General features: G+C 70.3%; 22 protein-coding genes. 16 read left to right on the plus strand and 6 right to left on the minus strand.

Annotated elements, in window-relative coordinates; all coding sequences use genetic code 11:
- Window positions 1-40 precede the first annotated feature (40 nt).
- A complete protein-coding gene (locus tag OO71_RS00645; protein WP_033287587.1) occupies window positions 41-589 on the minus strand; it encodes an HD domain-containing protein in 549 nt (182 codons plus the stop codon).
- A gap of 59 nt (window positions 590-648) precedes the next feature.
- Between OO71_RS00645 and OO71_RS00650 the strand changes: the two genes are divergently transcribed.
- From OO71_RS00650 to OO71_RS00660, 3 genes are all read left to right on the plus strand, one after another.
- The gene (locus OO71_RS00650) at window positions 649-1416 is read left to right on the plus strand and encodes a crotonase/enoyl-CoA hydratase family protein (protein ID WP_033287588.1); all 768 of its coding nucleotides are present in this window, start codon (window positions 649-651) and stop codon (window positions 1414-1416) included.
- A gap of 444 nt (window positions 1417-1860) precedes the next feature.
- The gene (gene lepB / locus OO71_RS00655) at window positions 1861-2703 is read left to right on the plus strand and encodes a signal peptidase I (protein ID WP_425388639.1); all 843 of its coding nucleotides are present in this window, start codon (window positions 1861-1863) and stop codon (window positions 2701-2703) included.
- Between the two features lie 125 nt (window positions 2704-2828).
- On the plus strand, window positions 2829-3320 hold the full coding sequence (locus OO71_RS00660; RefSeq protein ID WP_033287590.1) for a hypothetical protein: 492 nt from the start codon (window positions 2829-2831) through the stop codon (window positions 3318-3320).
- Between the two features lie 70 nt (window positions 3321-3390).
- Here OO71_RS00660 and OO71_RS00665 read toward each other — a convergent pair whose 3' ends face one another.
- Window positions 3391-4017 (minus strand): DsbA family oxidoreductase, encoded by a 627-nt coding sequence (locus tag OO71_RS00665; RefSeq protein ID WP_033287591.1) that lies wholly within the window; start codon window positions 4015-4017, stop codon window positions 3391-3393.
- A 25-nt stretch (window positions 4018-4042) separates the two neighbouring features.
- Window positions 4043-4900 (minus strand): EamA family transporter, encoded by an 858-nt coding sequence (locus OO71_RS00670; RefSeq protein WP_245633530.1) that lies wholly within the window; start codon window positions 4898-4900, stop codon window positions 4043-4045.
- Between the two features lie 85 nt (window positions 4901-4985).
- Here OO71_RS00670 and OO71_RS00675 point away from each other — a divergent pair, with 85 nt between their 5' ends.
- The 9 genes from OO71_RS00675 (at window position 4986) to OO71_RS00715 (ending at window position 15404) form a co-directional block, all read left to right on the plus strand.
- Window positions 4986-5873 (plus strand): LysR family transcriptional regulator, encoded by an 888-nt coding sequence (locus OO71_RS00675; protein WP_033287592.1) that lies wholly within the window; start codon window positions 4986-4988, stop codon window positions 5871-5873.
- A gap of 35 nt (window positions 5874-5908) precedes the next feature.
- A complete protein-coding gene (gene msrA / locus OO71_RS00680; protein ID WP_033287593.1) occupies window positions 5909-6409 on the plus strand; it encodes a peptide-methionine (S)-S-oxide reductase MsrA in 501 nt (166 codons plus the stop codon).
- Between the two features lie 380 nt (window positions 6410-6789).
- A complete protein-coding gene (locus tag OO71_RS00685; protein ID WP_245633531.1) occupies window positions 6790-8412 on the plus strand; it encodes an ABC transporter substrate-binding protein in 1623 nt (540 codons plus the stop codon).
- A complete protein-coding gene (locus OO71_RS00690) occupies window positions 8409-9359 on the plus strand; it encodes an ABC transporter permease (RefSeq protein ID WP_033287594.1) in 951 nt (316 codons plus the stop codon). The genes OO71_RS00685 and OO71_RS00690 overlap by 4 nt, the downstream gene beginning before the upstream one ends.
- Window positions 9352-10170: an ABC transporter permease gene (locus tag OO71_RS51450; RefSeq protein ID WP_033287595.1), complete on the plus strand. Its 819-nt coding sequence runs from the start codon at window positions 9352-9354 to the stop codon at window positions 10168-10170. The genes OO71_RS00690 and OO71_RS51450 overlap by 8 nt, the downstream gene beginning before the upstream one ends.
- Entirely contained in the window at window positions 10167-11753 is a 1587-nt protein-coding gene (locus OO71_RS00700; RefSeq protein WP_033287596.1) for a dipeptide ABC transporter ATP-binding protein, read from the plus strand. The genes OO71_RS51450 and OO71_RS00700 overlap by 4 nt, the downstream gene beginning before the upstream one ends.
- Before the next feature lie 69 nt (window positions 11754-11822).
- On the plus strand, window positions 11823-12857 hold the full coding sequence (locus OO71_RS00705; protein WP_033287597.1) for an LLM class flavin-dependent oxidoreductase: 1035 nt from the start codon (window positions 11823-11825) through the stop codon (window positions 12855-12857).
- Window positions 12858-12940: 83 nt separating this feature from the next.
- Window positions 12941-14056, plus strand: a complete 1116-nt coding sequence (locus OO71_RS00710) for an LLM class flavin-dependent oxidoreductase (protein WP_033287598.1) — start codon at window positions 12941-12943, stop codon at window positions 14054-14056.
- A 16-nt stretch (window positions 14057-14072) separates the two neighbouring features.
- The gene (locus tag OO71_RS00715) at window positions 14073-15404 is read left to right on the plus strand and encodes an NtaA/DmoA family FMN-dependent monooxygenase (RefSeq protein ID WP_033287599.1); all 1332 of its coding nucleotides are present in this window, start codon (window positions 14073-14075) and stop codon (window positions 15402-15404) included.
- A gap of 17 nt (window positions 15405-15421) precedes the next feature.
- On the opposite strand, the gene OO71_RS52840 is transcribed toward OO71_RS00715, so the two are convergent.
- The 3 genes from OO71_RS52840 to OO71_RS00725 form a co-directional block, all read right to left on the minus strand.
- Window positions 15422-15550 carry a hypothetical protein gene (locus OO71_RS52840; RefSeq protein WP_281178378.1) on the minus strand — a complete coding sequence of 43 codons (129 nt, stop codon included), beginning with the start codon at window positions 15548-15550 and terminating at the stop codon, window positions 15422-15424.
- A 135-nt stretch (window positions 15551-15685) separates the two neighbouring features.
- Window positions 15686-16690 carry a pyridoxamine 5'-phosphate oxidase family protein gene (locus tag OO71_RS00720; protein ID WP_033287600.1) on the minus strand — a complete coding sequence of 335 codons (1005 nt, stop codon included), beginning with the start codon at window positions 16688-16690 and terminating at the stop codon, window positions 15686-15688.
- A gap of 29 nt (window positions 16691-16719) precedes the next feature.
- Window positions 16720-17001, minus strand: coding sequence for a DUF1905 domain-containing protein (locus OO71_RS00725; RefSeq protein WP_033287601.1), 282 nt, complete (start codon window positions 16999-17001; stop codon window positions 16720-16722).
- A 207-nt stretch (window positions 17002-17208) separates the two neighbouring features.
- On the opposite strand from OO71_RS00725, the gene OO71_RS00730 reads away from it, so the two are divergent.
- From OO71_RS00730 to OO71_RS00745, 4 genes are all read left to right on the plus strand, one after another.
- Window positions 17209-18324 carry an LLM class flavin-dependent oxidoreductase gene (locus OO71_RS00730; protein ID WP_033287602.1) on the plus strand — a complete coding sequence of 372 codons (1116 nt, stop codon included), beginning with the start codon at window positions 17209-17211 and terminating at the stop codon, window positions 18322-18324.
- 4 nt (window positions 18325-18328) lie between these two features.
- Window positions 18329-19225 carry an SDR family NAD(P)-dependent oxidoreductase gene (locus tag OO71_RS00735; protein ID WP_051790857.1) on the plus strand — a complete coding sequence of 299 codons (897 nt, stop codon included), beginning with the start codon at window positions 18329-18331 and terminating at the stop codon, window positions 19223-19225.
- 53 nt (window positions 19226-19278) lie between these two features.
- The gene (locus OO71_RS00740) at window positions 19279-20841 is read left to right on the plus strand and encodes a PucR family transcriptional regulator (RefSeq protein WP_162186013.1); all 1563 of its coding nucleotides are present in this window, start codon (window positions 19279-19281) and stop codon (window positions 20839-20841) included.
- Window positions 20842-20945: 104 nt separating this feature from the next.
- The gene (locus tag OO71_RS00745) at window positions 20946-22433 is read left to right on the plus strand and encodes an APC family permease (protein ID WP_063739983.1); all 1488 of its coding nucleotides are present in this window, start codon (window positions 20946-20948) and stop codon (window positions 22431-22433) included.
- Window positions 22434-22446: the final 13 nt, after the last annotated feature.

The following is a 22446-nucleotide window of genomic DNA, read 5'->3' on the forward strand; positions in this document are numbered from 1 at the left end:
AAAACAGGGGTTCGAACCGTCTTTTCGTCCGTGTGGGTGATCAGCGAGACCGCCAGGCCAGCGGCGACGTCACCAGCGCCGCCTCGGCGATCCGGCGCGCAGTAGCGGTGAAGAGCCCCGCTTGCGCCGAGGCAATCCACTCGTCCACTGTGGACACCCCAGTGGCCCGGTATTCGAGAGCCTGCACCAGCATTTCGAGCTTGTCGGCGTCCTTGGCACAGCGAGCTTCGAGCGATTCACGGGTCTCGTACTCGTCGACGGCGTCCCGCACAGTTTCCGCCGAAGCAGGCGGCAGGCCGGCAGTCTGGTCCGCCGTGATCGCGCGGGGCTCCGGCTTCACGAGATACGGCGCGGCACTGTGCGGCAGGTCCCCGGTGCGGGTTTCCTGAGTGTCGTGCCACAGCGCGAGAAACGCGGCCCGCTCGGGTACCCCGCCTTCCTCGGCAGCCAGCAACGCCGCCAGCTGCGCCGCCCGAAGACTGTGCTCGGCGACCGACTCCGGGTCGCGAACCCCAGCCTGCCACCACCCCGCCCGCCGGACGCGCTTGAGCACCCCGAGCTCGTACGCGAAAACAGCCAGAGCTTCCATGTGCGGTCCCCTTTGTCTGTGATGATCGCAGCGTACGGTCGCGAGGTTTGGAGGATTCCGTGAGCACTGTCCTGGTGGACCACGACGGTCCGGTCACCACCATCGGCATCAACCGCCCGCACCGGCGCAACGCGGTCGACCGCGACACCGCCGACGCGCTGGCCAGGTCATTCCGGGAATTCGACGCTTCCCCCGACGCCGCAGTCGCCGTGCTGTACGGCGTCGACGGCACCTTCTGCTCCGGCGCAGACCTGAAGGCAGTCAGCGAAGGCACCCCCAACCGCACCACCCCGACCGGCGACGGCCCGATGGGCCCGACCCGCCTGCAGCTGACCAAACCGGTGATCGCCGCAATCTCGGGCCACGCCGTCGCCGGCGGCCTGGAACTCGCCCTGTGGGCCGACCTGCGAGTCGCCGACGAAACCGCAGTGTTCGGCGTGTTCTGCCGCCGCTGGGGAGTCCCCCTGATCGACGGCGGAACCGTCCGGCTCCCCCGGCTGATCGGCCGAAGCCACGCCATGGACCTGATCCTGACCGGCCGCCCCGTCGACGCCGCGGAAGCGCTGCACATCGGCCTGGCAAACCGCGTCGTCCCACCCGGCACCGCACTCCAGGCCGCAATAGCCCTGGGCAAGAACCTGGCAGCCTTCCCGCAAACCTGCCTACGAGAAGACCGCCTGGCGCTATTGGAAGGCGAGTCGTTGAACGAGAAAGCCGCACTGGAGAACGAATTCCGCCACGGCCAATCCTCACTGACCACAGACACCCTCGCAGGCGCCACCCGCTTCACCGAAGGCTCCGGCCGCCACGGCTCCTTCACCGACTGAGGCCGACATCCGTGAAGGGAACCTTCACGGACTCAGATTCCCTCATGGTTCCCTTCACGGACTCAGATTCCGTGAAGGTGGCCTTCACAGCCCTTTCACGCCCCACGCCCCACGCACCACCCACTCACCGCAGCCGACCCACCCACCGGGACCGGGCACCCAGCCCCCGCCCTGCACCCCGATCCGAAGCCCGCACACGGTCTGAACGGCTTGTAAAGGCATCTTCCCCCCCTTGACAAGCCGTTCAGACCGTCGTGACAATCCACCTTCGGGGTGCCCCCACGCAACAGTTCCGGCCAACACAGCCCCACTGCAACAGCTCCCCACCACAGCCCCACCGCAACGGTCCTCCGAAACGGCCCCCCGAAACGGCCCCGATCGTGGCCCCCCACGATCCCCATCCCCACCCGCACCTCTCGGTAACCTGACCCGGTGGCCCACCCCATCCCGCACACCCCCGGCGAACCCGACTCAACCCCCCAAAAGCCCCCGAAAAAGAAACGCCCCTTCTGGCAAGAACTCCCCATCCTCCTCGGCATCGCCCTCGTCCTCACCATCCTCATCCAGCAATTCGTCGGCAAGGTCTTCCTCATTCCCTCCGAATCGATGGAAACGACCCTCCACGGCTGCACCGGCTGCTTCGGAGACCGCGTCGTCGTCGACCGCGTCACCTACGACTTCACCAATCCCACCCCCGGTGACGTCATCGTCTTCCGCGGCCCGCAACACTGGACCGAGCACGAAATCGCCCCCCAGGACACCGGCAACTTCGTCACGAAGACCCTGCGCGGCTTGGGTTCCCTGGTCGGCTTCGCCCCGCCGGACGAGCGCGACTTCGTCAAGCGCGTGATCGCCACCGGCGGCCAGACCGTCCAATGCTGCGACCCGCAAGGACGCGTCCTCGTCGACGGCAAACCTCTCGACGAGCCCTACGTCCACTGGACCGACCCCGCCAACCCGGTACAGCAGCCGTTCGCGCCGGTCACCGTCCCGGCCGGGAGCCTGTGGGTGATGGGCGACAACCGCAACAACTCGTGCGACTCCCGGTGCCAGGGCGGCGGTGGCGTGAACGGCACCGTTCCGGTCGGCGACGTCATCGGCAAGGCCCGGTTCATCGTCCTGCCGCCGTCCCGCTGGAGCGGCGTCAGCGACTACGACGCCCAGCACCCCGCCGCGCTCGGGGCACCCGCCTGGCAGCAAGGACTTCCCCTCGGCGCGGGCGCGCTGCTGGCCTTCCCGGCACTGGCCGCCGGGCGGAAGCTGCGCCGTCTCGCTCAGCGGAACTGACCCGCCGGAAAGCCGTGACCTGCGGGTCTCCCGGACACCACCCTCCCGTCGCAACCCGCACGAACGACGGTGGCATGATGCCCGCACGGTCCGACCGGGCCGCCCGCCGAGGAGGAAGGTGACGCTTGAGCACGCGCACGACCCAGGTGGACGACCTCCGGCTCGTGGCGCAGCCGAGCGCGGTCCCGTGCACCGAACTGTTCGTCCGGCTGATCCTCAGCGACTGGTCCCTGCTGCCGATGCTGGACCAGGTCACGAACGCCGCCGTCCGGCTCGTCGGCGACATCGTCGACCAGAGCCGTCCCGCCGCGCCCGCCTTCGTCACCGTGCGGCTGCAGGTGCGCGGGGAGATGCTCGTGGTCGAGGTCGAGGACGACCTGCCCGCCCCGATCCCGCCCCGTGACACCCGCATCGGCGTGCGCCCGGGACCCCGCGGCGGCCGCGTCACGTGGTGCGAGCTGCCGCTGCCCGGCGGCATGTCCGCGGGCCAGGTCCGGCTCCCCCGCCGCGGTGACCGCCGGACCCTCGTCGACGAACCGGTGTCCGGCGACCCGGTGACCGCCGACCCGCAGGTGCTCGAACGCCTCCTCAACCGCCTCAGCTCCTGGTCGGACTGACCTCCCGGCGCCTGCTCCGGCCGACGTCCCCAGGCCTGCTCAGTTCGCGGTCCGGCCGACCTCGAACACGTCAGGTCCGGCTGGCGTCCCAAGCCTGCTCCAGCGCCTGCGTGAACACCTCCACCGGCTGGCCACCGGACACCCCGATCCGTCGGTCCAGCACGAAAAACGGCACCCCGGTCGCCCCGAGCTGCGCTGCCTCCCGCTCCTCGGCGCGCACCGCTTCGGCGTACTGCTGCGGGTCGGCCAGCACCGCCTCTGCATCCGCCCGCACCAGACCGGCCTCTTCCGCCACCTCGGCGAGCACTTCCGCCCGGAACACCGGCCGCGCCTCGGCGAAGTTCGCGCGGAACAGCGCCGCCACCATCTCGGCCTCCATTCCCTTCTCCCGCGCCCAGTGCAGCAGCCGGTGCGCGTCGAAGGTGTTGCCGATCTCCCGGTCCGTGCGGTACCCGAGCCCTTCCGCCGCGGCCAGCCCGGCCACCCGCTCCTCCATCGCCTCCGCCTGCGGCCCGTACCGCGCGGTCAGCATCTGCAGCAACGGTTCCGTCCCGGTGCGCGAAGGATCGAGCTCGAACGACCGGTACGTCACGTTCACCTCGCTGCGGTGCGCGAAACCGGCCAATGCCTTGTCGAACCGCGCTTTCCCGAGGTAGCACCACGGGCACACGATGTCGCTCCAGATCTCCACCTGCATGCCGCCAGCCTAACCACCGCGACGTTCAGACCATCGTCTTCACCGGTTCGCGCGCTCCGGTCCGCTCCGCGCCGATCCCTGCCGCCACCACGAACGCCACCCCGGCCCCCGCGGCGAGGTTCGGGACCTGGTGCAGCACGATCAGCCCGACCAGGAGCGCCAACGCCGGTTCGAGGCTCATCAACGTCCCGAAGGCGGATGCCGTCAACCGTTGCAGCGCAAGCATTTCCAGGCAGAACGGGATCACCGGCACGAGCACCGCGAGCCCCAGCCCGGCCAGCACCAGCGGCCAGGTCAGCTGCGAGATGGTGGCCGGTCCGTGTACGAAAGTCGCGACCAGACCCGCCACCGGCATCGACACTGCGAGCCCGCGCACGCCGGAAACCTCGTCGCCGACCCGTTGCGTCAGCAGGATGTAGCACCCCCAGCACACCGCCGACGCGAGTGCGCACGCGATACCGATCAGGTCCGTTCCGCCCTGCCACGGCTGGGTCAGGAGCACCACGCCCACTGCCGCCAGCACCGGCCACCACCGGGTCCCGCTGCGGCCGCGCACGATCGCGACCGTCAGCGGGCCGAGGAACTCGAGCGCGCTCGCCGTCCCCAGCGGCAGCCGCGTCGCCGCCACCATGAACAGGATCGTCATCCCCGCCGTGACGACGCCGAGCACCACACTCGTCTTCAGCACCGGGCGGCGGAACGTCGACGGCCTCGGCCGCACGAGTACGAGCAGCAGCACCCCGGCCCACGCAAGCCGCAGCCACGCGACGCCAGTCGGCCCGATTTCGCGGGCGAGGCCGACCGAAACCGCCAATCCCAGCTGAACGGACAGCATGGCGCCGACGGCGAACACAACACCGGCCCGGGTGGAGGAAGGGAGCACGTCCTCCAGGAGACCTCATCCGGACCGTTCGTGTCCACCTGCCGATGATGGACATACCGTCCGGAAATCCTGAACAATAGACCAGGTGGAGACCCGCCGGCTGCAATTCCTCCTCGAGCTGTCGCGGCTCGGCTCGATGCGGGCCGTCGCCGAGGTGCTCGGGACCACCACGTCCACCGTCTCGCAGCAGATCTCGGTGCTGGCCAAGGAAACCGGTGTCGTCCTGCTCGAACCGGACGGGCGCCGGGTGCGCCTCACCCCGGCCGGGCAACGGCTCGCCGAGCACGCCGTCACGATCCTCGCGGCCGTCGAGACGGCCCGCGTCGACCTCGACCCGGGCGCTGAACCCGCCGGTACCGTGCGGGTCGCCGGGTTTGCGACCGCCGTCCGCCAGTCGCTGCTGCCGGTCGCGGCTCTGCTCGCGCAGCGGCATCCCCGGGTCCGCGTGGTGATCAAAGAGCACGAACCCGCCGAAGCATTGGCGCAGCTGATGACCGACGACATCGACCTCGCCCTCACCTACGACTTCGACCTCGCCCCCGCGACCACCGAACCGTCGATCGCCGCCACGCAGCTGTGGGCAGCGCCGTGGGGCCTCGCCGCCCGGCGGGTCGACGCGAGCCGCGTGCACGGCGACGGAACCCTCGCCGTGTTCACCGCTTTCCGCGACCACGACTGGATCGGCAACTCCCGCAACGGCGCGGACGAGACCGTCGTGCGGACGCTGGCGTCGATGGCCGGTTTCGCCCCGCGGTTCACCCATCGCGCCGACAGCCTCGACCTGGTCCAGGACCTCATCGCGGCCGACGGCGGCGTCGGGCTGCTCCCGGTGGACTGGCCGACGCGGCCGAGCGTCACCGTGCTGCCGCTCACCGGTCCCGACGTGCGGTTGCGTGCCTTCACCTGCACCCGCCGCGGCCGGGACGCGTGGCCGCCGCTCGCCCTCGTCCTGGGTTTGCTGCACCACGGTTAGCATGGGGGTAACGCAGCGACGACGAAGGAGGCGGCATGGCCACGGAGAAGGCGGTCCTGGCCGGCGGGTGTTTCTGGGGTATGGAAGAACTGTTCCGCCACCAGCCGGGCGTGCTCTCCACCCGCGTCGGCTACAGCGGCGGTGACACGCCCAACGCCACCTACCGCAACCACGGCACGCACGCCGAGACGATCGAGGTCACGTACGACCCTGAGCAGACCGATTTCCGCGCCCAGCTCGAGTTCTTTTTCCAGGTCCACGACCCGACCACGAAGAACCGCCAGGGCAACGACCTCGGCACCAGCTACCGGTCGGCCATCTTCTACACCACCGACGACCAGAAGAAGGTCGCCGAGGACACGATCGCGGACGTCGAGGCCTCCGGGCTGTGGCCGGGGCCGGTCGTCACGGAGGTCACGCCCGCCGGTGACTTCTGGGAGGCCGAGCCGGAGCACCAGGACTACCTCCAGCGTTACCCGCACGGCTACACGTGCCACTTCCCGCGGCCCGGCTGGAAGCTGCCCAAGCGCGGCTGAACAACCGGCCCCCTCGCGACCGGACTGCGCGACCCCTCGCCCAAGTCCGTGAAGGGAACCATGAGGGAATCAGATTCCGTGATGGTTCCCTTCACAGCTCTCCACATTCCGTGAAGGTTCCCTTCACAGCCTCTGATTCCGTGATGGTTCCCTTCACGGAACGATCCCTCCTGCGCCGCGGCCCGGTGTCCCGCCTGACGGACGGCCTCGCCGAACAAATGCGCGCCGGTTATCGCGCGGGCGCGAGTCACGATTGCCGTTGCCGGTCAACGTGATTCCGTGCTGCGGCCGTCCCGGCTCACCTGCTGGGACGGGCTTCAGCGAACGGCTCCGACGGGGTGAGCTGGCGGTCCCGACCCGTCCACGTCCGGAGGAGCATCGTGCGCCGCTACGCCCTCACCCATCGACCTGCGCTCGCGTTTGCCGTGGCGCTTCCGCTGCTGCTCGCCGCCTGCGGCACCGCCGGCGGTGCGGGCGGGGGCGACGCCGGGCCGCCGCGGCCGGGTGGCACGCTGCGGCTCGGGATTTCGTCCAATCCGGACTGCATCGACCCGCAGCAGGCCAGCACGAACGCGTCGCTCAACGTGGGCAGGCAGCTCGTCGACTCGCTCACCGACCAGGACCCGAAGACCGGCGCCATCACGCCGTGGCTGGCCGACCGCTGGACCGTCAACACCGATTCGACCAGCTTCACCTTCCACCTCCGCTCCGGCGCGACCTTCTCCGACGGCACCCCGGTCGACGCGGCCGCGGTCAAGACCAGCTTCGACGGCATCAAGGCCCTCGGTGCGAAAGCCCTCCTCGGCGCCAGCTACCTGGCCGCCTACCGCAGCGCGACGGTCCTCGACCCGGCGACGGTGCAGCTCGACTTCAGCTCGCCCAGCGCGCAGTTCCTGCAGGCCAGCTCCACGATGTCGCTCGGCGTGCTCGCCCCCGCGGCGTACCGGCACACCCCCGAGGAGCGCTGCCAGGGCACCGGCCTCACCGGCTCCGGCCCGTTCGTGTTCACCAGCCTGCGGCCGAACCAGGAGATCGTGCTCGGCAAGCGCACCGGGTACCACTGGGGTTCGCCGCTGTGGAAGCACCAGGGCGAGGCGTACCTCGACCGGATCGACTACCGCGTGGTGCCCGAACCCGGCGTGCGCACCGGAAGTCTCGTGTCCGGGCAGCTCGACGCGGTCACCGACGTGCAGCCGGTCGACGAACCGCAGTTCACCGGCAACGGGTTCACCGAACCGGTACGGGCCAACCCGGGCATCGTGTTCAACCTGCACGCCAACATCACCCGCGGGGTGCTGGCGGACCAGAAGGTGCGGCAGGCGGTCGCGAAGGGCGTCAACCGGCCCGAGGTCACCAGCACCGTCCTCTCGCCGAACTACCGGCCCGCGACCAGCATCCTCGGCGCCGCCACGCCGCTGCACGCCGACCTGTCCAAGGAGCTCGCCTACGACCCGTCCGGCGCCGAAGCGCTGCTGCAGGCCGCCGGCTGGGTCCCCGGCGCGGACGGCATCCGCACGAAGAACGGCCAGCGGCTGTCCGCGTCGGTGCTGTTCTCCCCGGTGTTCAACCAGAACCAGAGCGTGCTGGAGCTGATCCAGCAGCAGCTGCGCAAGATCGGCTTCGACCTCAAGATCGAGCTGCACACCAACGCCGAGCTCGTCCGGCTCCAGCAGAGCGGTGAGTACGACTTCATCTGGTACAACGTCACCCGCGCCGACCCGGACATCCTGCGCCAGCAGTTCTCCACGAAGGCCGCCAACCGCAGCAAACTGCCCGCCGACAACCCGCTTGACCCGTCGTTGATCGAGCAGTCCGCCACCGTCGACGCGGCGAAGCGCAAACCCGCCGCCGAAGCCGCGCAGCGCACCATCGTGGAGCAGGCGTACGCGATCCCGGTCTTCGAGCTCACCCAGGTACTCGGCGTCGGGCCGAAAGCGCACGACGTCAACTTCGAAGCGTCTTCGCGGCTGCAGCTGTTCGACACCTGGGTTTCCGGCTCATGAGCGTGTTCCGGCGGGTTCTGCAGGCCGTAGTGGTGCTGTGGGCGGCGTTCACGCTGTCGTTCATCATCCTCTACCTGCTGCCCGGCGACGCGGTCCTCACCAAACTCGGCTCGGCCGAAGGCGGCCCATCCGCATCACCGCAGCAAATCGCCGCGCTGCGGGCCGAGTACGGGCTCGACGACCCGGTCCTCGTGCAGTACGGCAAACACCTGCTGGCGGCGCTGCACGGCGACTTCGGCACGTCCGTGGCCACCGGCGACGACGCCACCCACCAGGTCCTCACCGCGTTGCCGCCGACCCTCGCGGTGTCCGGACTGGCGCTGGTGCTGGCGATCGTGTTCGGCGGCGGGATTGCCGTGCTGGGCACGTACACCCGCGTCCGCACCGTGAGCCAGCTGCTGCTTTCGCTGCCCCCGCTGGGGACCTCGCTGCCGACGTTCTGGGTCGGCCTGCTGCTGATCCAGCTCTTCTCATTCCAGCTGCGGCTGGTACCCGCACTCGGGTCGACCGGCTTCGCGTCGCTCATCCTCCCGGCGATCACGCTCGCGCTCCCGACCGGCGCGATCATCGCCCAGGTACTGGCGAAAAGCCTGCGTACGCAGCTCGCCGAGCCGTACATCGAGGTGGTGCAAGCGAAAGGGGCGAGCCGCCGCCGAGTCCACTTCGGACACGCGCTGCGCAACGCCGGGCTGCCCGCGCTGACGCTGGTCGGCGTGGTCGCGGGCAACCTGCTGGCCGGTTCGGTGGTGACCGAGACCGTCTTCTCGCGCGACGGCCTCGGCCGGGTGACCGCGTCAGCCGTGACCGCGCAGGACGTACCGGTGGTGCAGGCGGTGATCGTGCTGGCCGCGTTCTTCTTCGTGGCACTCAACCTCGTCGTCGACCTCGTGTACCCGCTGCTGGATCCGCGAGTCGCCGAGCGGAAGGAGGTCACCGCTGATGTCTGACGTCGTTCTGCGCCAACGGTTCCTGGTGCGCAAGCCAGGTCTGACCCTGTCCGTGCTCGTCCTCGCCGCAGTCCTCATCGCGGCCTTCGCCCCGGCGTTGTTCACCGGACAGGACCCGATCACCGGCGTTCCGGCGGAGCGGCTGCAAGGTCCGTCACTCGGGCATTTGTTCGGCACCGACGAGACCGGACGCGACGTCTTCGCGCGCGTCGTGCACGGCGCCGGGCTTTCGCTGCGCGCGACCGTGCTCGCCGTCCTCGTGGCGTTCGTCGCCGGGTCTGCGCTCGGGCTGCTCGCCGGGTTCCGTGGCGGCTGGCTCGACGCGGTCGTGATGCGGATCGTCGACGTGCTGCAGGCCGTCCCGGCGATCCTGCTGTCGCTGGCCCTGGTGACCGCGCTCGGGTTCGGGACCACGAACGTCGCGATCGCCGTCGGGGTCGCGAACCTCGCCGCGTTCGCCCGGTTGATGCGCGCGGAGGTGCTGCGGGTGCGGTCCGGCGTGTTCGTGGAGGCCGCGCGGGCGGCGGGGGTGCGGTGGGCGGGAGTGCTCGGCCGGCACGTGCTGCCGAACGCGCTCGGACCGGTGCTGGTGCTGGCCACGGTGACGGTGGGTACCGCGGTGCTCGAAGTGTCGGCGCTCAGCTTTCTCGGCTTCGGCGCGAGCCCGCCCGCGCCGGAATGGGGTGCGCTCGTGGCCGGTGGACGGAACTTCCTGGCCACCGCTTGGTGGATGACCACGTTCCCGGGCCTGACCGTCGCAGCCGTCGTGCTGGCCGCGAACCGGGTCGCCCGGGCACTCGAACGGAGTTGACAGTGCTCGAAATCAGCGGCCTGACCGTGTCGTACCACACCTCGGGCGGTGTCGTGCCCGCCGTGCACGGGGTCGACCTGGAGGTAGGACCCGGGGAGATCGTCGCGGTGGTCGGCGAATCCGGGTCGGGGAAGAGCACCACCGCGCACGCCGCGATCGGCCTGCTTCCCCGGGGTGGCCGGATCCACAGTGGACGGATCAGCTTCGCCGGGCGAGACCTGACCGGACTGTCCGAAAAGGACTGGCGACAGGTCCGCGGCACCGGGATCGCCCTGGTCCCGCAGGATCCGACGGTGTCGCTCGACCCGGTGCAGCGGATCGGCGAGCAGGTGGCCGAGGTGCTGCTGATCCACCGGCTGGCCACCCGCCGGGAAGCCGCCACCCAGGCACTGGACCTGCTGCGCCGTGCCGGGGTGGACCGGCCGGAGCTGCGCGCGCGGCAGTATCCGCACGAGCTGTCCGGCGGGCTCCGGCAGCGGGTGCTGATCGCCATTGCGCTGGCCGGGAAACCCCGGCTGATCATCGCCGACGAGCCGACCAGCGCGCTCGACGTGACCGTGCAGCGGGAAATCCTCGACCACCTGGAGGAACTGGCCGCCGAATCGGGCACCGCGGTCCTGCTGATCACGCACGACCTCGGGGTCGCGGCGGACCGGGCCGCGCGGATCGCTGTGCTGTCCGAGGGCAGGCTGGTCGAGGAAGGTCCGGCGCAGAAGCTGCTCGCCGCCCCGGCGCACGATTACACCCGGCAGCTGCTCGCCGCCGCGCCGAGCCTCACCCGGGAGCCGCTGCGGCCGCGTCGTGCGGAAGGCCCGGACGTACTGCTGTCGGTGGACTCCCTGACGAAGACCTTTGCCTTGCCCCGCAAGGGTTCCGTACGCTCGGTCGACAACGTTTCCTTCCGGCTCACCCGCGGCCGCACGCTGGCCCTGGTCGGCGAATCCGGCTCCGGCAAGACGACGACCGCACGGATGGTCGCGGGCCTGGAAACGCCGTCGAGCGGGACCGTGCTTTTCGACGGCCAGGACCTCACCCGGCTTTCGGCCGGTGAGCTGCGCCGGTTGCGACGGCGGTTCCAGCTCGTGTACCAGAATCCTTACGCCTCCCTGAACCCGCGGTTCACCATTGCCGACGTGATCGGCGAGCCGCTGCGGGCGTTCCGCGCGGAGGGCCCGAACCGGGTCGCCGAGCTGGTGGACCAGGTCGCGCTGCCGTCGTCGGTGCTGCGCCGGAAGCCCGCCGAGCTGTCCGGTGGCCAGCGGCAACGGGCGGCGATCGCGCGGGCGCTGGCGCTGCGGCCGGACCTGGTGGTGCTCGACGAACCGGTGTCCGCCTTGGACGTCTCGGTGCAGGCGCAGATCCTGAAACTGCTGGTCGGCCTGCAGGACGAGCTCGGGCTGACGTACCTGTTCATCACCCACGACCTCGCGGTGGTCCGGGAGATCGCCGACCACGTCGGGGTGATGCGCCGGGGCAAGCTGCTCGAACTGGGACCAGCCGACGACGTGCTGCTCCGCCCGCGCGACCAGTACACGCGTGACCTGCTGGCGGCGATCCCCGGCAGCGAACGCATCGACGCCTGAAGTCCCCCGGAACAATCAGCGCGGGTCCGCTGTTTGTCCCGCCGACGTGTTTACCAGGGAGGAACCGCCGTGCCGACCGAAGCTCAACCACTGCGGAAACTGGGTTTCCTGACGATCGGGCTGTTCGACGGCGCCGATCCGGGTCCGGGGCACGAATCCACGCTGCGGGTGCTCGAACTCGGCGACGAGCTGGGCTTCGACAGCGCCGCGGTCCGGCACCGGCACCTGCAGTACGGGATCTCATCGCCGGTCGCGGTGCTCGCCGCGGCCACCCAGCGCACCAGCCGGATCGCGCTCGGCACCGCGGTGATCCCGCTGGGCTGGGAGAACCCGCTGCGGCTGGCCGAGGACCTGGCGACCGTCGACGTGCTGTCCGGCGGACGGCTCAACCCGGGCGTGAGCGTCGGGCCGCCGATGCACTACGACGCCCTGCGGAGCGCGCTGTACCCGGACACCGGCGACCAGGAGGACTTCAGCTACGAACGGGTGTCGCGGCTGCTGTCGCTGATCCGCGGGGACCGCGCGTCCACGTTCAGCGGGACCGAGGGCATCGAGCAGTTCTCCGACCATGTCCAGCCGCATTCGCCCGGCCTCGCCGGCCGGATGTGGTACGGCGGCGGGAGCACGCGGTCGGCCACCTGGGCCGGGGAGGCCGGGATGAACTTCCTGAGCAGCAACGTCGTGCGCGCCGAAGACGGGTCGACGGACTTCGAGAAGATCCAGCTGTCGCAGATCCAGGCATTCCGGGCGCACCACCCGTCCGGGGCGCAGGCTCGCGTGTCCCATGGCCTCGTGGTGATCCCGACCGACTCCGCCACCGCGGAACAGCGCGCGAAGTACGTGGATTATGCGGCGAAACGGCTGCCCCGCACGAAAACGCCGCAGGGCCCGGCCGGGGTGCTGTTCTCGCCGGACTACGTCGGGACTTCCGCGGAAATCGCCGAACAGCTGTACCAGCACGCCGCCTTCCGCGAGATCGACGAGGTCACCTTCGCCCTCCCGTTCACCTTCGAACACGAGGACTACGTGCAGATCCTCACCGACATCGCGACCCGGCTCGGTCCCGGGCTCGGCTGGAAACCGGCCGGTTTATTCCCGGGCTGACGAGAAATCCCAGCACCTGGTTACCCGTGCCCGCGCGGCGGGGTCCGGGCCACACTGCTGGCATCCACGGGAAAGGACGAACCATGACTGGGGTTACCGGACCACGGCTCGCCGTCGCGCTGGAGGGCGCCGGCTGGCATCCGGCCGCGTGGCGCGAACCGGACGCGCGGCCCGGCGACCTGCTCACCGCCGGGTACTGGACCGACCTGGTCCGGGAGGCCGAGGCGGCGCACCTGGACTTCGTCACGTTCGAGGATTTCCTGTCCCTGCGCGATCCGACGGAGGTCACCGAACGGTCCGGCCGCGCGCAGACCCGGCTCGACGCGGTGCTGGTCGCGTCCCGGGTCGCACCGCTGACGTCGCACATCGGACTGATCCCGACGGCAGTCGTCACGCACACCGAGCCGTTCCACCTGTCGAAGGCGATCGCAACACTCGACTACGTGAGCACCGGACGGGCCGGGGTGCGCGTGCAGATTTCGCCGCGGCCGGAGGAGTTCCGGCACTTCGGGCGCCGCACCCCCGGTTCGATCGAGGATCTGTTCGCCGAGGCCGCCGACTACGTCGAGGTGCTGCGCCGTCTGTGGGACAGCTGGGAGGACGGCGCCGAGATCCGCGACGTGGCCACCGGCCGGTTCATCGACCGCGACAAGCTGCATTACATCGATTTCGAGGGCCGGTGGTTCTCCGTCAAAGGCCCGTCGATCACGCCGCGGCCGCCGCAGGGTCAGCCGGTGGTCGCCGCACTGGCGCACGTTCCCGTGGCGTACCAGCTGGCGTCGCAGCAGGCGGACGTCGTGTTCGTGACACCCACCGATCACGCGAGTGCCGGGTCGATCCTCGCTGAGGTGGACGAGCGGGTGCAGGTCTTCGCCGACCTGGTCGTGTTCCTCGACGAAACCGCGCAAGCCGCCGCCGATCGCAAGGCCCGCCTGGACGACCGTGCCGAGTTCACGTCCGACGCGCACGTCTTCACCGGTACCCCGGCCGGACTCGCCGACCTGCTGCTCGACTGGCACGCCGCCGGGTTGTCCGGGTTCCGCCTGCGTCCCGGCACGATCCCGCACGACCTCACCGCGATCACCCGCGGCCTGGTCCCCGAACTCCGCGCCCGCGGCGCTTTCCGCTCCGGCTACGAGGCCGCGACCCTGCGCGGGCTGCTCGGCCTCCCCCGCCCGGCCAACCGCTACGCCGCCTGATCCCGGGAGATTTTCCATGCCGCTCAAGCAGATCCACCTCGCCGCACACTTCCCCGGCGTCAACAACACCACCGTGTGGAGCGATCCCGAGGCGGGCAGCCACATCGAGTTCAGCTCGTTCGTGAAGCTCGCGCAGACCGCCGAACGCGCGAAGTTCGACTTCTTCTTCCTCGCCGAGGGCCTGCGGCTGCGGGAGCAGAACGGGGAGATCTACGACCTGGACGTCGTCGGCCGTCCGGACACCTTCACCGTGCTGGCCGCGCTCGCCGCGGTCACCGACCGCCTCGGATTGGCGGGCACGATCAACTCGACCTTCAACGAGCCGTTCGAGGTCGCGCGTCAGTTCGCGTCGCTGGACCACCTGTCCGCCGGGCGGGCCGCGTGGAACGTCGTGACGTCGTGGGACGCCTTCACCGGCGAAAACTTCCGCCGCGGCGGCTTCCTGCCACAAGACCAGCGCTACTCCCGCGCCCAGACTTTCCTGCGCACCGCTTGGGAACTCTTCGACTCCTGGCGCGGTGACGAGGTCGTCGCGGACAAGGAGTCCGGCCGGTTCCTGGCCTCGGCGGGCGGCGCCTTCGCGCACCACGACGAGCATTTCGACATCTCCGGCCGCTTCCCGGTCCCCCGCAGCCCGCAGGGCCGCCCGGTCACCATCCAAGCCGGCGATTCCGAAGAGGGCCGCGAATTCGCCGCCGCCACCGCCGACGCGATCTTCACCCGGCACGGCACGCTCGAAGCAGGTCAAGCGTTCTACGCGGATGTCAAAGGCCGCCTGGCGAAGTACGGCCGGACGCCCGACCAGCTGGTCATCCTGCCCGCCGCCACCTTCGTCCTGGGCGACACCGACGCCGAAGCCCACGAACTGGCCCACGAGGTGCGGCTCAAGCAGGTGAGCGACGCGACCGCCATCAAGTTCCTCGAGCAGCTGTGGAACACCGACCTGAGCGACCACGACCCGAACGGCCCGCTCCCGTCGTTCGACCCGGTGGCCGGCGACCTGGTCGCCAAGGGCCGGGCGAGCGTCCGCATGCACCGCGACCCGCTTGCCACCGCCGCCGAATGGCGTGAGCTGGCCGAGGCCAAGCACCTGACCAGCCGGGAGCTGATCATCGAGGTCACCGGACGGCAGAACTTCATCGGCTCGGCAGAGACCGTCGCGGACACCCTGAACACCCTCGTCCAGTCCGACGCCGCGGACGGGTTCATCCTGGTCCCGCACGTGACCCCGGGCGGGTTGGACGAGTTCGCCGACGAGGTGGTTCCCCGGCTGCAGGAGCGCGGAGTGTTCCGGGAGGACTACAGCGGGCCTACCCTGCGGGACCACCTGGGGCTGGCGGGCAGCTGAAGCAACCCCCGGTCTCGTCAGAGGTTCTCGCGGTAATCACGGTCGAGACCGGCCCGCAGCAGACGTTCGTTCATCCCCACGTGCACCAACATCGAGGTCACCGGACGGCAGAACTTCATCGGCTCGGCAAAGACCATCACGGACACCCTGACCACCCTCGTCCGATCCGACGCCGCGTTCGCCGACCAGGTGGTCCCCCGGCTGCAGGAGCGCGGCGTCTTCCGGGAGGACTACAGCGGGACCACCTGGGGCTGACGGGCAGCTGAAGCACGCCAATCTCATCAGAGGTTCTCGCGGTAATCACGGTCGAGACCGGCCCGCAGCAGACGTTCGTTCACCCCCGCGCGCACCAGCTTCGCAGCCACCCCCGCGGTTTCGTTCAGCTTGACGTGGTCGGTCCAGATCGCCGACGAACGTGGCAGGGTGGCGGGATCGACGTGCCGGTCGGCGTCCCACAGCCGGGCGGCCTCGATCACCGCGGAGGGCGCGAGCCGGACGGTGGCGACGTCCACGGTCAGCACCGCTTTGGGCGTGCGGTTGCGTTCGGACATCGACTCCCGCAACGCGGATTCCGTGCTGATCGCCGCGGTTCCGGCGAGCTCCAGCGTCCGGGGGTCGCCGGGGACGACGGCCACGATCGCGACCGCGGAGTTTTCGACGACGTTGTGGAAAGTGTCGGTGCGCCGGTTACCTGGCCGATCGGCGAGAACGACCGTCCTCGGCCCGATCATCCGCACCACCCCGGGTGGATCGCCCTTGGGGCTCGCGTCGGCGTGCCCGGCGCCGTCCTGGGAGGTCACCACGGCGAAGGGCGCCGCGGCGAGAAAGGTCGCTGCAGCGGGGCCGAGTTCGGTGCCTTCCTCGGTGGCTCCGTCACCCGCCGAAGCAGGCCCCCACAGGTTCGAGCGGAGTACTGCTTTGCCGCAATGGAGGAACGCCTCCTCGACGGCAAGGCCGCCCTCGTCGAGGGTCCCGTTGATCCGCAGGGTCTCGCGCCACCCCGGGACGAGCACCAGCAGCGCGGCGCCGGTCCCGGCCGCGGCGGACGACGGCACCGGCAGCCGCACCCGCGACTCCGTCTCCGGCGCGGCAAACCCGGGATCACCGCCGATCATCTCGGCCCGCGGCCCGCCCCCGGCGCCGACGTACCCGAGCACACCCGCCGGGCTGGCGCCGAGCAGCGCTTCACAATGCCCGTCGAGCTGCCCGATCGACTTCATCATGACCGGCAGCGGCCGGTCCCCCACGACGCATTCCAGGTCCGCCACCGTGCCGATGATCCCCATGCACTTAGGTTACCCTAAGCAATATCGGGTCACCGGGCCAGCCGCTCCAGCAGGACGACGGTCACCGTGTCCCCGGCTTCCTTGCCGATGGCCTTCCGGATCCCGGCGTTCACGGGCAGCTTGTGGGTCCCGTCGCCGAGTGCCATGAACGAGCTGCGGAACGGCTGGCCGTCCACCGTCCCCCGCACCTTGACCAGCCCGCGAGTCCCGAAGAACGCGACCGACTCCGGCCAGATCAGGTAGGTGTGGCCGCCCTTCGCCGGGCTCTTGCGCAGGGTCGCGGTGAACTCTTTTTCGATCTTGCCGTCCATGGTCCGTGCTCCTTCTGCCGGGTCCGCAGGTCATCCTTCACCCCTGGGTACGAACCCGCGCGCACGATTTCGACACGGCCCTGTTCCCGGGATCAAACCCGCCGCCGATCTTTGAGCCCGCGCCGGTGGCCCCGGCCGGTCCGGCCGACGAATCATCGACCCCGGCGCATCCCGCCGCATCCCGCCGCGACAAGGAAGAGGGCAGAGATGGACATCGGCCTGTTCATGGCTCCGTACCACCTGGACTACAGCGCGGGAAGGCGCGGCGCCCAGGACGTCATCGAGTGGGACCTGCAGGTCAGCGAATGGGCGGACCGGTACGGCCTCCACGAGGCCTACTTCGCCGAGCACTACACGATCGGCCGCGAGCCGAGCCCCGCGCCGGACCTCATGATCGCCGCCGCGGCCCAGCGCACCGGACGGATCAGGCTCGGGGCCGCGGCCCACTTGCTGCCGTATCACCACCCGATCAGCCTGGCGCACCGCCTGATGTGGCTCGACCATCTCACCGGCGGCCGGTACATCGCGGGCTTCGCACCCGGGTCCTTCCCGACCGACGCCCAGCTGTTCGGCATGACGCTCGACCAGAACGCCGCCAAGCACGCCGAGGCGCTCGACATCATCTCGGCGATCTGGACCCGGCCGCCGCCGTTCCGGCTGGAAACAGCGAACTGGACCGTCGACCTGCCTGCCTACTCGGAGCAGTGGCACGGCCCGCACCTGAAGGCACTGCAGCGTCCACACCCCGAGGTCATCGTCTCCGGGATGCAGCCCGCCTCGCCGTCGTTCCAGGACGCTGCACGGCGCGGGTTCTCCCCGATGAGCCAGCAGGTCGGGTACGAAACCCTGTGCGCGCACTGGGAAACCTACCGCACGTCGGCCACCGATGCCGGCCTCGTTCCCGACCGCGCCCGTTGGCGGGTGCTGCGTGACGTGTTCGTCGCCGAGACCGACGAGGAGGCGCGCCGCCTCGTGCTCGAGGGTGCTGCCGGACGGACCTGGCGCGAGCATCTCCTTCCGACGTTCAAAGCCATCCGCAACCGCGGCACCAAGACCTACGCACTCGGCGAGCTGCTGGTCGACCCCGGCATGACCATCGACGACCTGACCCTGGAGTGGCTCGTCGACCACTTCTTCCTCGTGGGCTCGCCCGACACGGTCGTGGCCAAGATGGAAGCGTTCAACGAGCAGCTCGGCGGGGTCGGCACGGTGGTCAGCTTCGTCTTCGACTGGAGCGCGGACCCGGAGGCGTTCCGGCGCAACCTCGAACTGCTGGGCACCGAGGTCGCCCCTCGCGTCGCCAAAGTCGGGCCGAAGGGCTGAGCGCATGAACCCCAAGGAGACCACCGGCCTCGACGGCAAATGCGTGGTCGTCACCGGAGCCGGTACCGGTCTCGGCGCGGAGTACGCGCGGCAGATCGCGGCGGCGGGCGCGGCCGTCGTCGTCAACGACCTCGACCCAGCCGATGCCGAGCGCACGGCCAAGCAGATCCGCGCCGCCGGTGGCGAGGCGTTCGAATTCGCCGCCGATGTGTCCGACTGGGCCGCCGCCGGCCGCCTGGTCGGCGCCGCCGTCGAGCATTTCGGCGGGATCGACGGGCTGGTCAACAACGCCGGCATCATCGGCCAGGTCGGCTCCATGCTCGCGACGGACCCGGAGTCGCTCGCCCGCGTACTGCGCGTCAACGTCCACGGCACCGCCGGGCCCGCCGCCCATGCGGCCCGCGCGATGCTGGAGTCGGGACGCGGCGGGGCGATCGTCAACGTCTCGTCGGGCAACCAGAGCGGGCACGCCGGTTTCGCTTCGTACGGCGCTTCCAAGGGCGCGGTCAGCAGCCTCACCTACGCCTGGGCCGCCGAGCTGGGACCACGGGGCATCCGGGTCAACGCGATCTCGCCGAACGCGCACACCGCCATGATCGACGACCTCGAAGGCCAGCTCGGCAGCAACCCCGAGGCCCGCGACTATCCGTCGGCAGCGGACAACGCGGCCGTCGTCGTGTACCTGCTGAGCGACCGCGCCGCGCGGCTCAACGGGCAGGTCGTCCGGGTGGATCACGGACTGGTCAGCGTCACCTCCCATCCGGCGGTCGTCGCGCCCCGGGTCGAGGTGGAGTACTCACCCGAGAACGTGGCCCGGATCTTCGAGGGCGAGCTGTCCGACCGCCTGCAGCCCCTCGGCATCTCGCTGGCGGACATCCGGCACCGGCAGCCGCTCTACTGACCGCCGGATCCGCAGGAGCCCGGTCCGGGCATCGCCGGAGGTAGCCTGTGCCCGTGCCCGCAGAGTCCGGATTCGTGGTTCCCGAGGGGATCGCAGTCGGCGAGCTGATCAAGCTCGAAGAGCTGCGGACCCGGGTCGCGGCCGGCCGCGACGGGCTCGGCAGGCGGGTCGGCTGGGCACACCACACCGACACCGCGACGCCCTGGGACTGGCACGATCCCGGCGACCTGGTCCTGACCTCCGGCGCCATCGTGCCGCCCGACCCGGCCGGCCAGGTCGAGTTCGTCGAACGCATGCACGCCGCCTCGCTGGCCGGTCTCGTCGTGGGCGAAGACGCCTCCCGCACCGGCAGCACCATCCCGGTACTCTCCCCCGAAATGCTCGCTGCCGCGGACCGGCTCGGGTTTCCCGTCCTGATCGCCGAGTACTCGGTTCCCTACGTGCGCTACGTCCGGACCGTCGCCGCGGCCAACGCGTCCGAGCAGACCCGGTTGCTGATGCAGATCGTGCGCCTCCACAACGAGGTGCACCGCGCCATCTCCAACGGCTTCACCAGCGCGGAACTCGTCGACGGGCTCGCCGAAGCCCTCGGCTTCCCGTTCCGGCTCGTCGAACCGGAACGGTGGGAACCGGTGCTCCCGGGCTGCCCGGTTCCCGACCGGCGCTGGCAGTCCGCGCTCATCGAGCAGCTGACCCGGCGGGCCTGGAAAGTGCCGCACCTCATCCGGGCCGAGGTCGACCGGCAGCTGGCGATGGTGACGCCGGTGCCCGTGGCCCGTACGGTCTTCGTGGTGGTCGAAGCCGAATCCACCGCCGAGACCACGCCCAGCGTCACCGTCCTCCAGCACCTCGCCTCGGCCTGCGCCCTCGAAATCGCCCGCGTCGACGCCGAGGCCGAGCGCACCCGCCGATGGGGATCCGACCTCCTCACCGCCGCCCTCGACGGCCGCGTCGACCCCCATGTCTTCGAGGCCGGTCTTGCCGAGCACGGCTTCGCCGGGCCGTGGGTCTGCCTGGCAGTCGGCGGAGACCCGGCCATCGGAGCCGAAACGATCGACCGGATCGCCCGGACCTGGTCGCTGGGCGGCCTGCACTACCTCCTCACCGGCCGGGAGGCGCACGTGATCGCGCTGCTGGAAGCCGGCGCGGCGGAGGCGGCCGGCCTGGACCGGATCACCGCCGGGGAACACTGCCGGATCGGGATCAGCGACCCGTTCACCGGCTCCGTCCACCTCGGCGATGCGGTCCGGCAGGCCCGCTGGGCGCTCGAGACGGTGCCGCAGGGCGTCGGCCACTACGGCGACGACGGGGACGATCTCCTGCCCCGCACCCTCACCGAGGCGGCCCGGATCGCCGAGTCGATCCTCGGGCCGTTGCTCGCCTACGACCGCGAGACCGACTCCGACCTCGTCGCAACGCTGCGCGCCTACCTCGAATCCGACCGGTCCCCCACCGAGACCGCCAAGAAGCTGTTCCTGCACAAGCAGACCGTCAGCTACCGCATCACCCGGATCCAGTCCCTCACCGGCCGCTCGCTGCGGTCGACCCGCGACATCAGCGAGCTGTGGTTCGGCCTCCGCGCACTCGCCCTCAGCCGGACCGGCCCGCCCGGTTGATCGCCGGACCAAGCGGTCCCGGGTCGTTTAGCGTGCGGAACGATGGTGCATCCACGCACCCGGGACCATGCTCCCCCGATCACCCGCCCAGTGAAGGGGTCCGCATGACACACACCGGAAATTCCGGGGCGCAGCGCCGGCTCACCGGCAAGATCGGCGCGGTCGCGCTCATCCTCACAGTGCTGGCCTTCAACGGCCCGCTGACCACCGTCGTCGGGTTCGTTCCGGTGGTCATCGGATACGGCAACGGCATCGGCGCCCCGGTCGCGTACCTCGTCATCGGCGCCATCCTGCTGTTCTTCTCCGTGGGCTTCACGACCATGGGCCGCAAACTGCCGAACCCGGGCGCCTTCTACGCCTACATCACCGCGGGTCTCGGCCGCCCGGCCGGACTCGGCGCGTGCTACCTCGCCGTGCTGTCCTACCTCGTCATCCTGCTCTCCAGCGCGACCTTCTTCGGCCTCTCGATGGCCGCCATGGTCAGCGGGACGCTGCACGGGCCCAGCCTGCCCTGGTGGACGTACTCCCTTGCCATGGTCGCCGTCATCGGCGGGCTCGGCTACGCGCGGATCGACGTGTCCGTGCGCGTCGTCGGCATCATCATGGCCGCCGAGATCGCGCTCATCTCGATCTTCTACGTGGCGGTCATCGCGCGCGGCGGGGCCGCCGGACTGCACTTCGACTCGTTCAAGCCCAGCAGCATCATGTCCGGCTCGGTCGGCTTCGCCTTGCTCTTCGCCGTCCAGTGCTTCTCCGGTTTCGAAGCGACCGCGATCTTCCGCGAGGAGACCCGCAACCCGGGCCGCACGATCCGGCGGGCGACCTACGGCGCGGTCCTCGTGCTCGGTCTGCTGTACTCGGTCGGGGCCTGGGTCATCATCCAAGCGACCGGCGCGGGCGGGGCGGTCGCCGCGACCGCAGCCGACCCGTCGGGCACGGTCTACGCCGGGCTGCGGACGTTCGTCGGGGGTTTCGCGGTCGACATCGTCACGATCACGTTGTGCACCAGCATCCTCGCGGCCAACGTGTCGACGCACAACGTCATCGCCCGGTACCTGTACAACCTCGGGAAAGACCGCATCCTGCACCATCGGGTCGCTGCGGTGCACCCACGGCTGACGTCGCCCTACATCGCTTCCCTGTGCGTGAGCGCGGTCAGCCTCGTGGGCGTCGTCGCGCTCGTCCTCCTCCGGACCGATCCGGCCAAGACGTATGCGATTCTGGCCGGGGTCGGCGGGTACGCGCTCATCCTCCTGCTTCTCCTGACGAGCATCTCGCTGCTGGCCTACCTCCGGCTCAAGGACAGCCACGGCGTGACCCTCTTCCAATCGACCATCGCGCCCGTCCTCGCCATCGCGGGCCTCGCTACTGTCGCCGTGCTGGCCACCGCGAACATCCACGTCAACATCGGCGACAGTGGCACCCTGTCCCGGGTGGTGCTGGCTGTCGTCTACCTCGTCTGCGTGGCCGGGATCGGGCACGCGCTCGTGCTCCGGCGGCGGCAGTCGCCCGCCTACGCCCGGATCGGGCGGCAGGACGAACAGGGACCGGCCAAGAACCCCGGGGTACCGCTGACCACACCGGATGCCTGAGGAGGCCCGCACG

The sequence above is a fragment of the Amycolatopsis jejuensis genome, from assembly GCF_000717335.1.
Classification (GTDB): Bacteria; Actinomycetota; Actinomycetes; order Mycobacteriales; family Pseudonocardiaceae; genus Amycolatopsis; species Amycolatopsis jejuensis.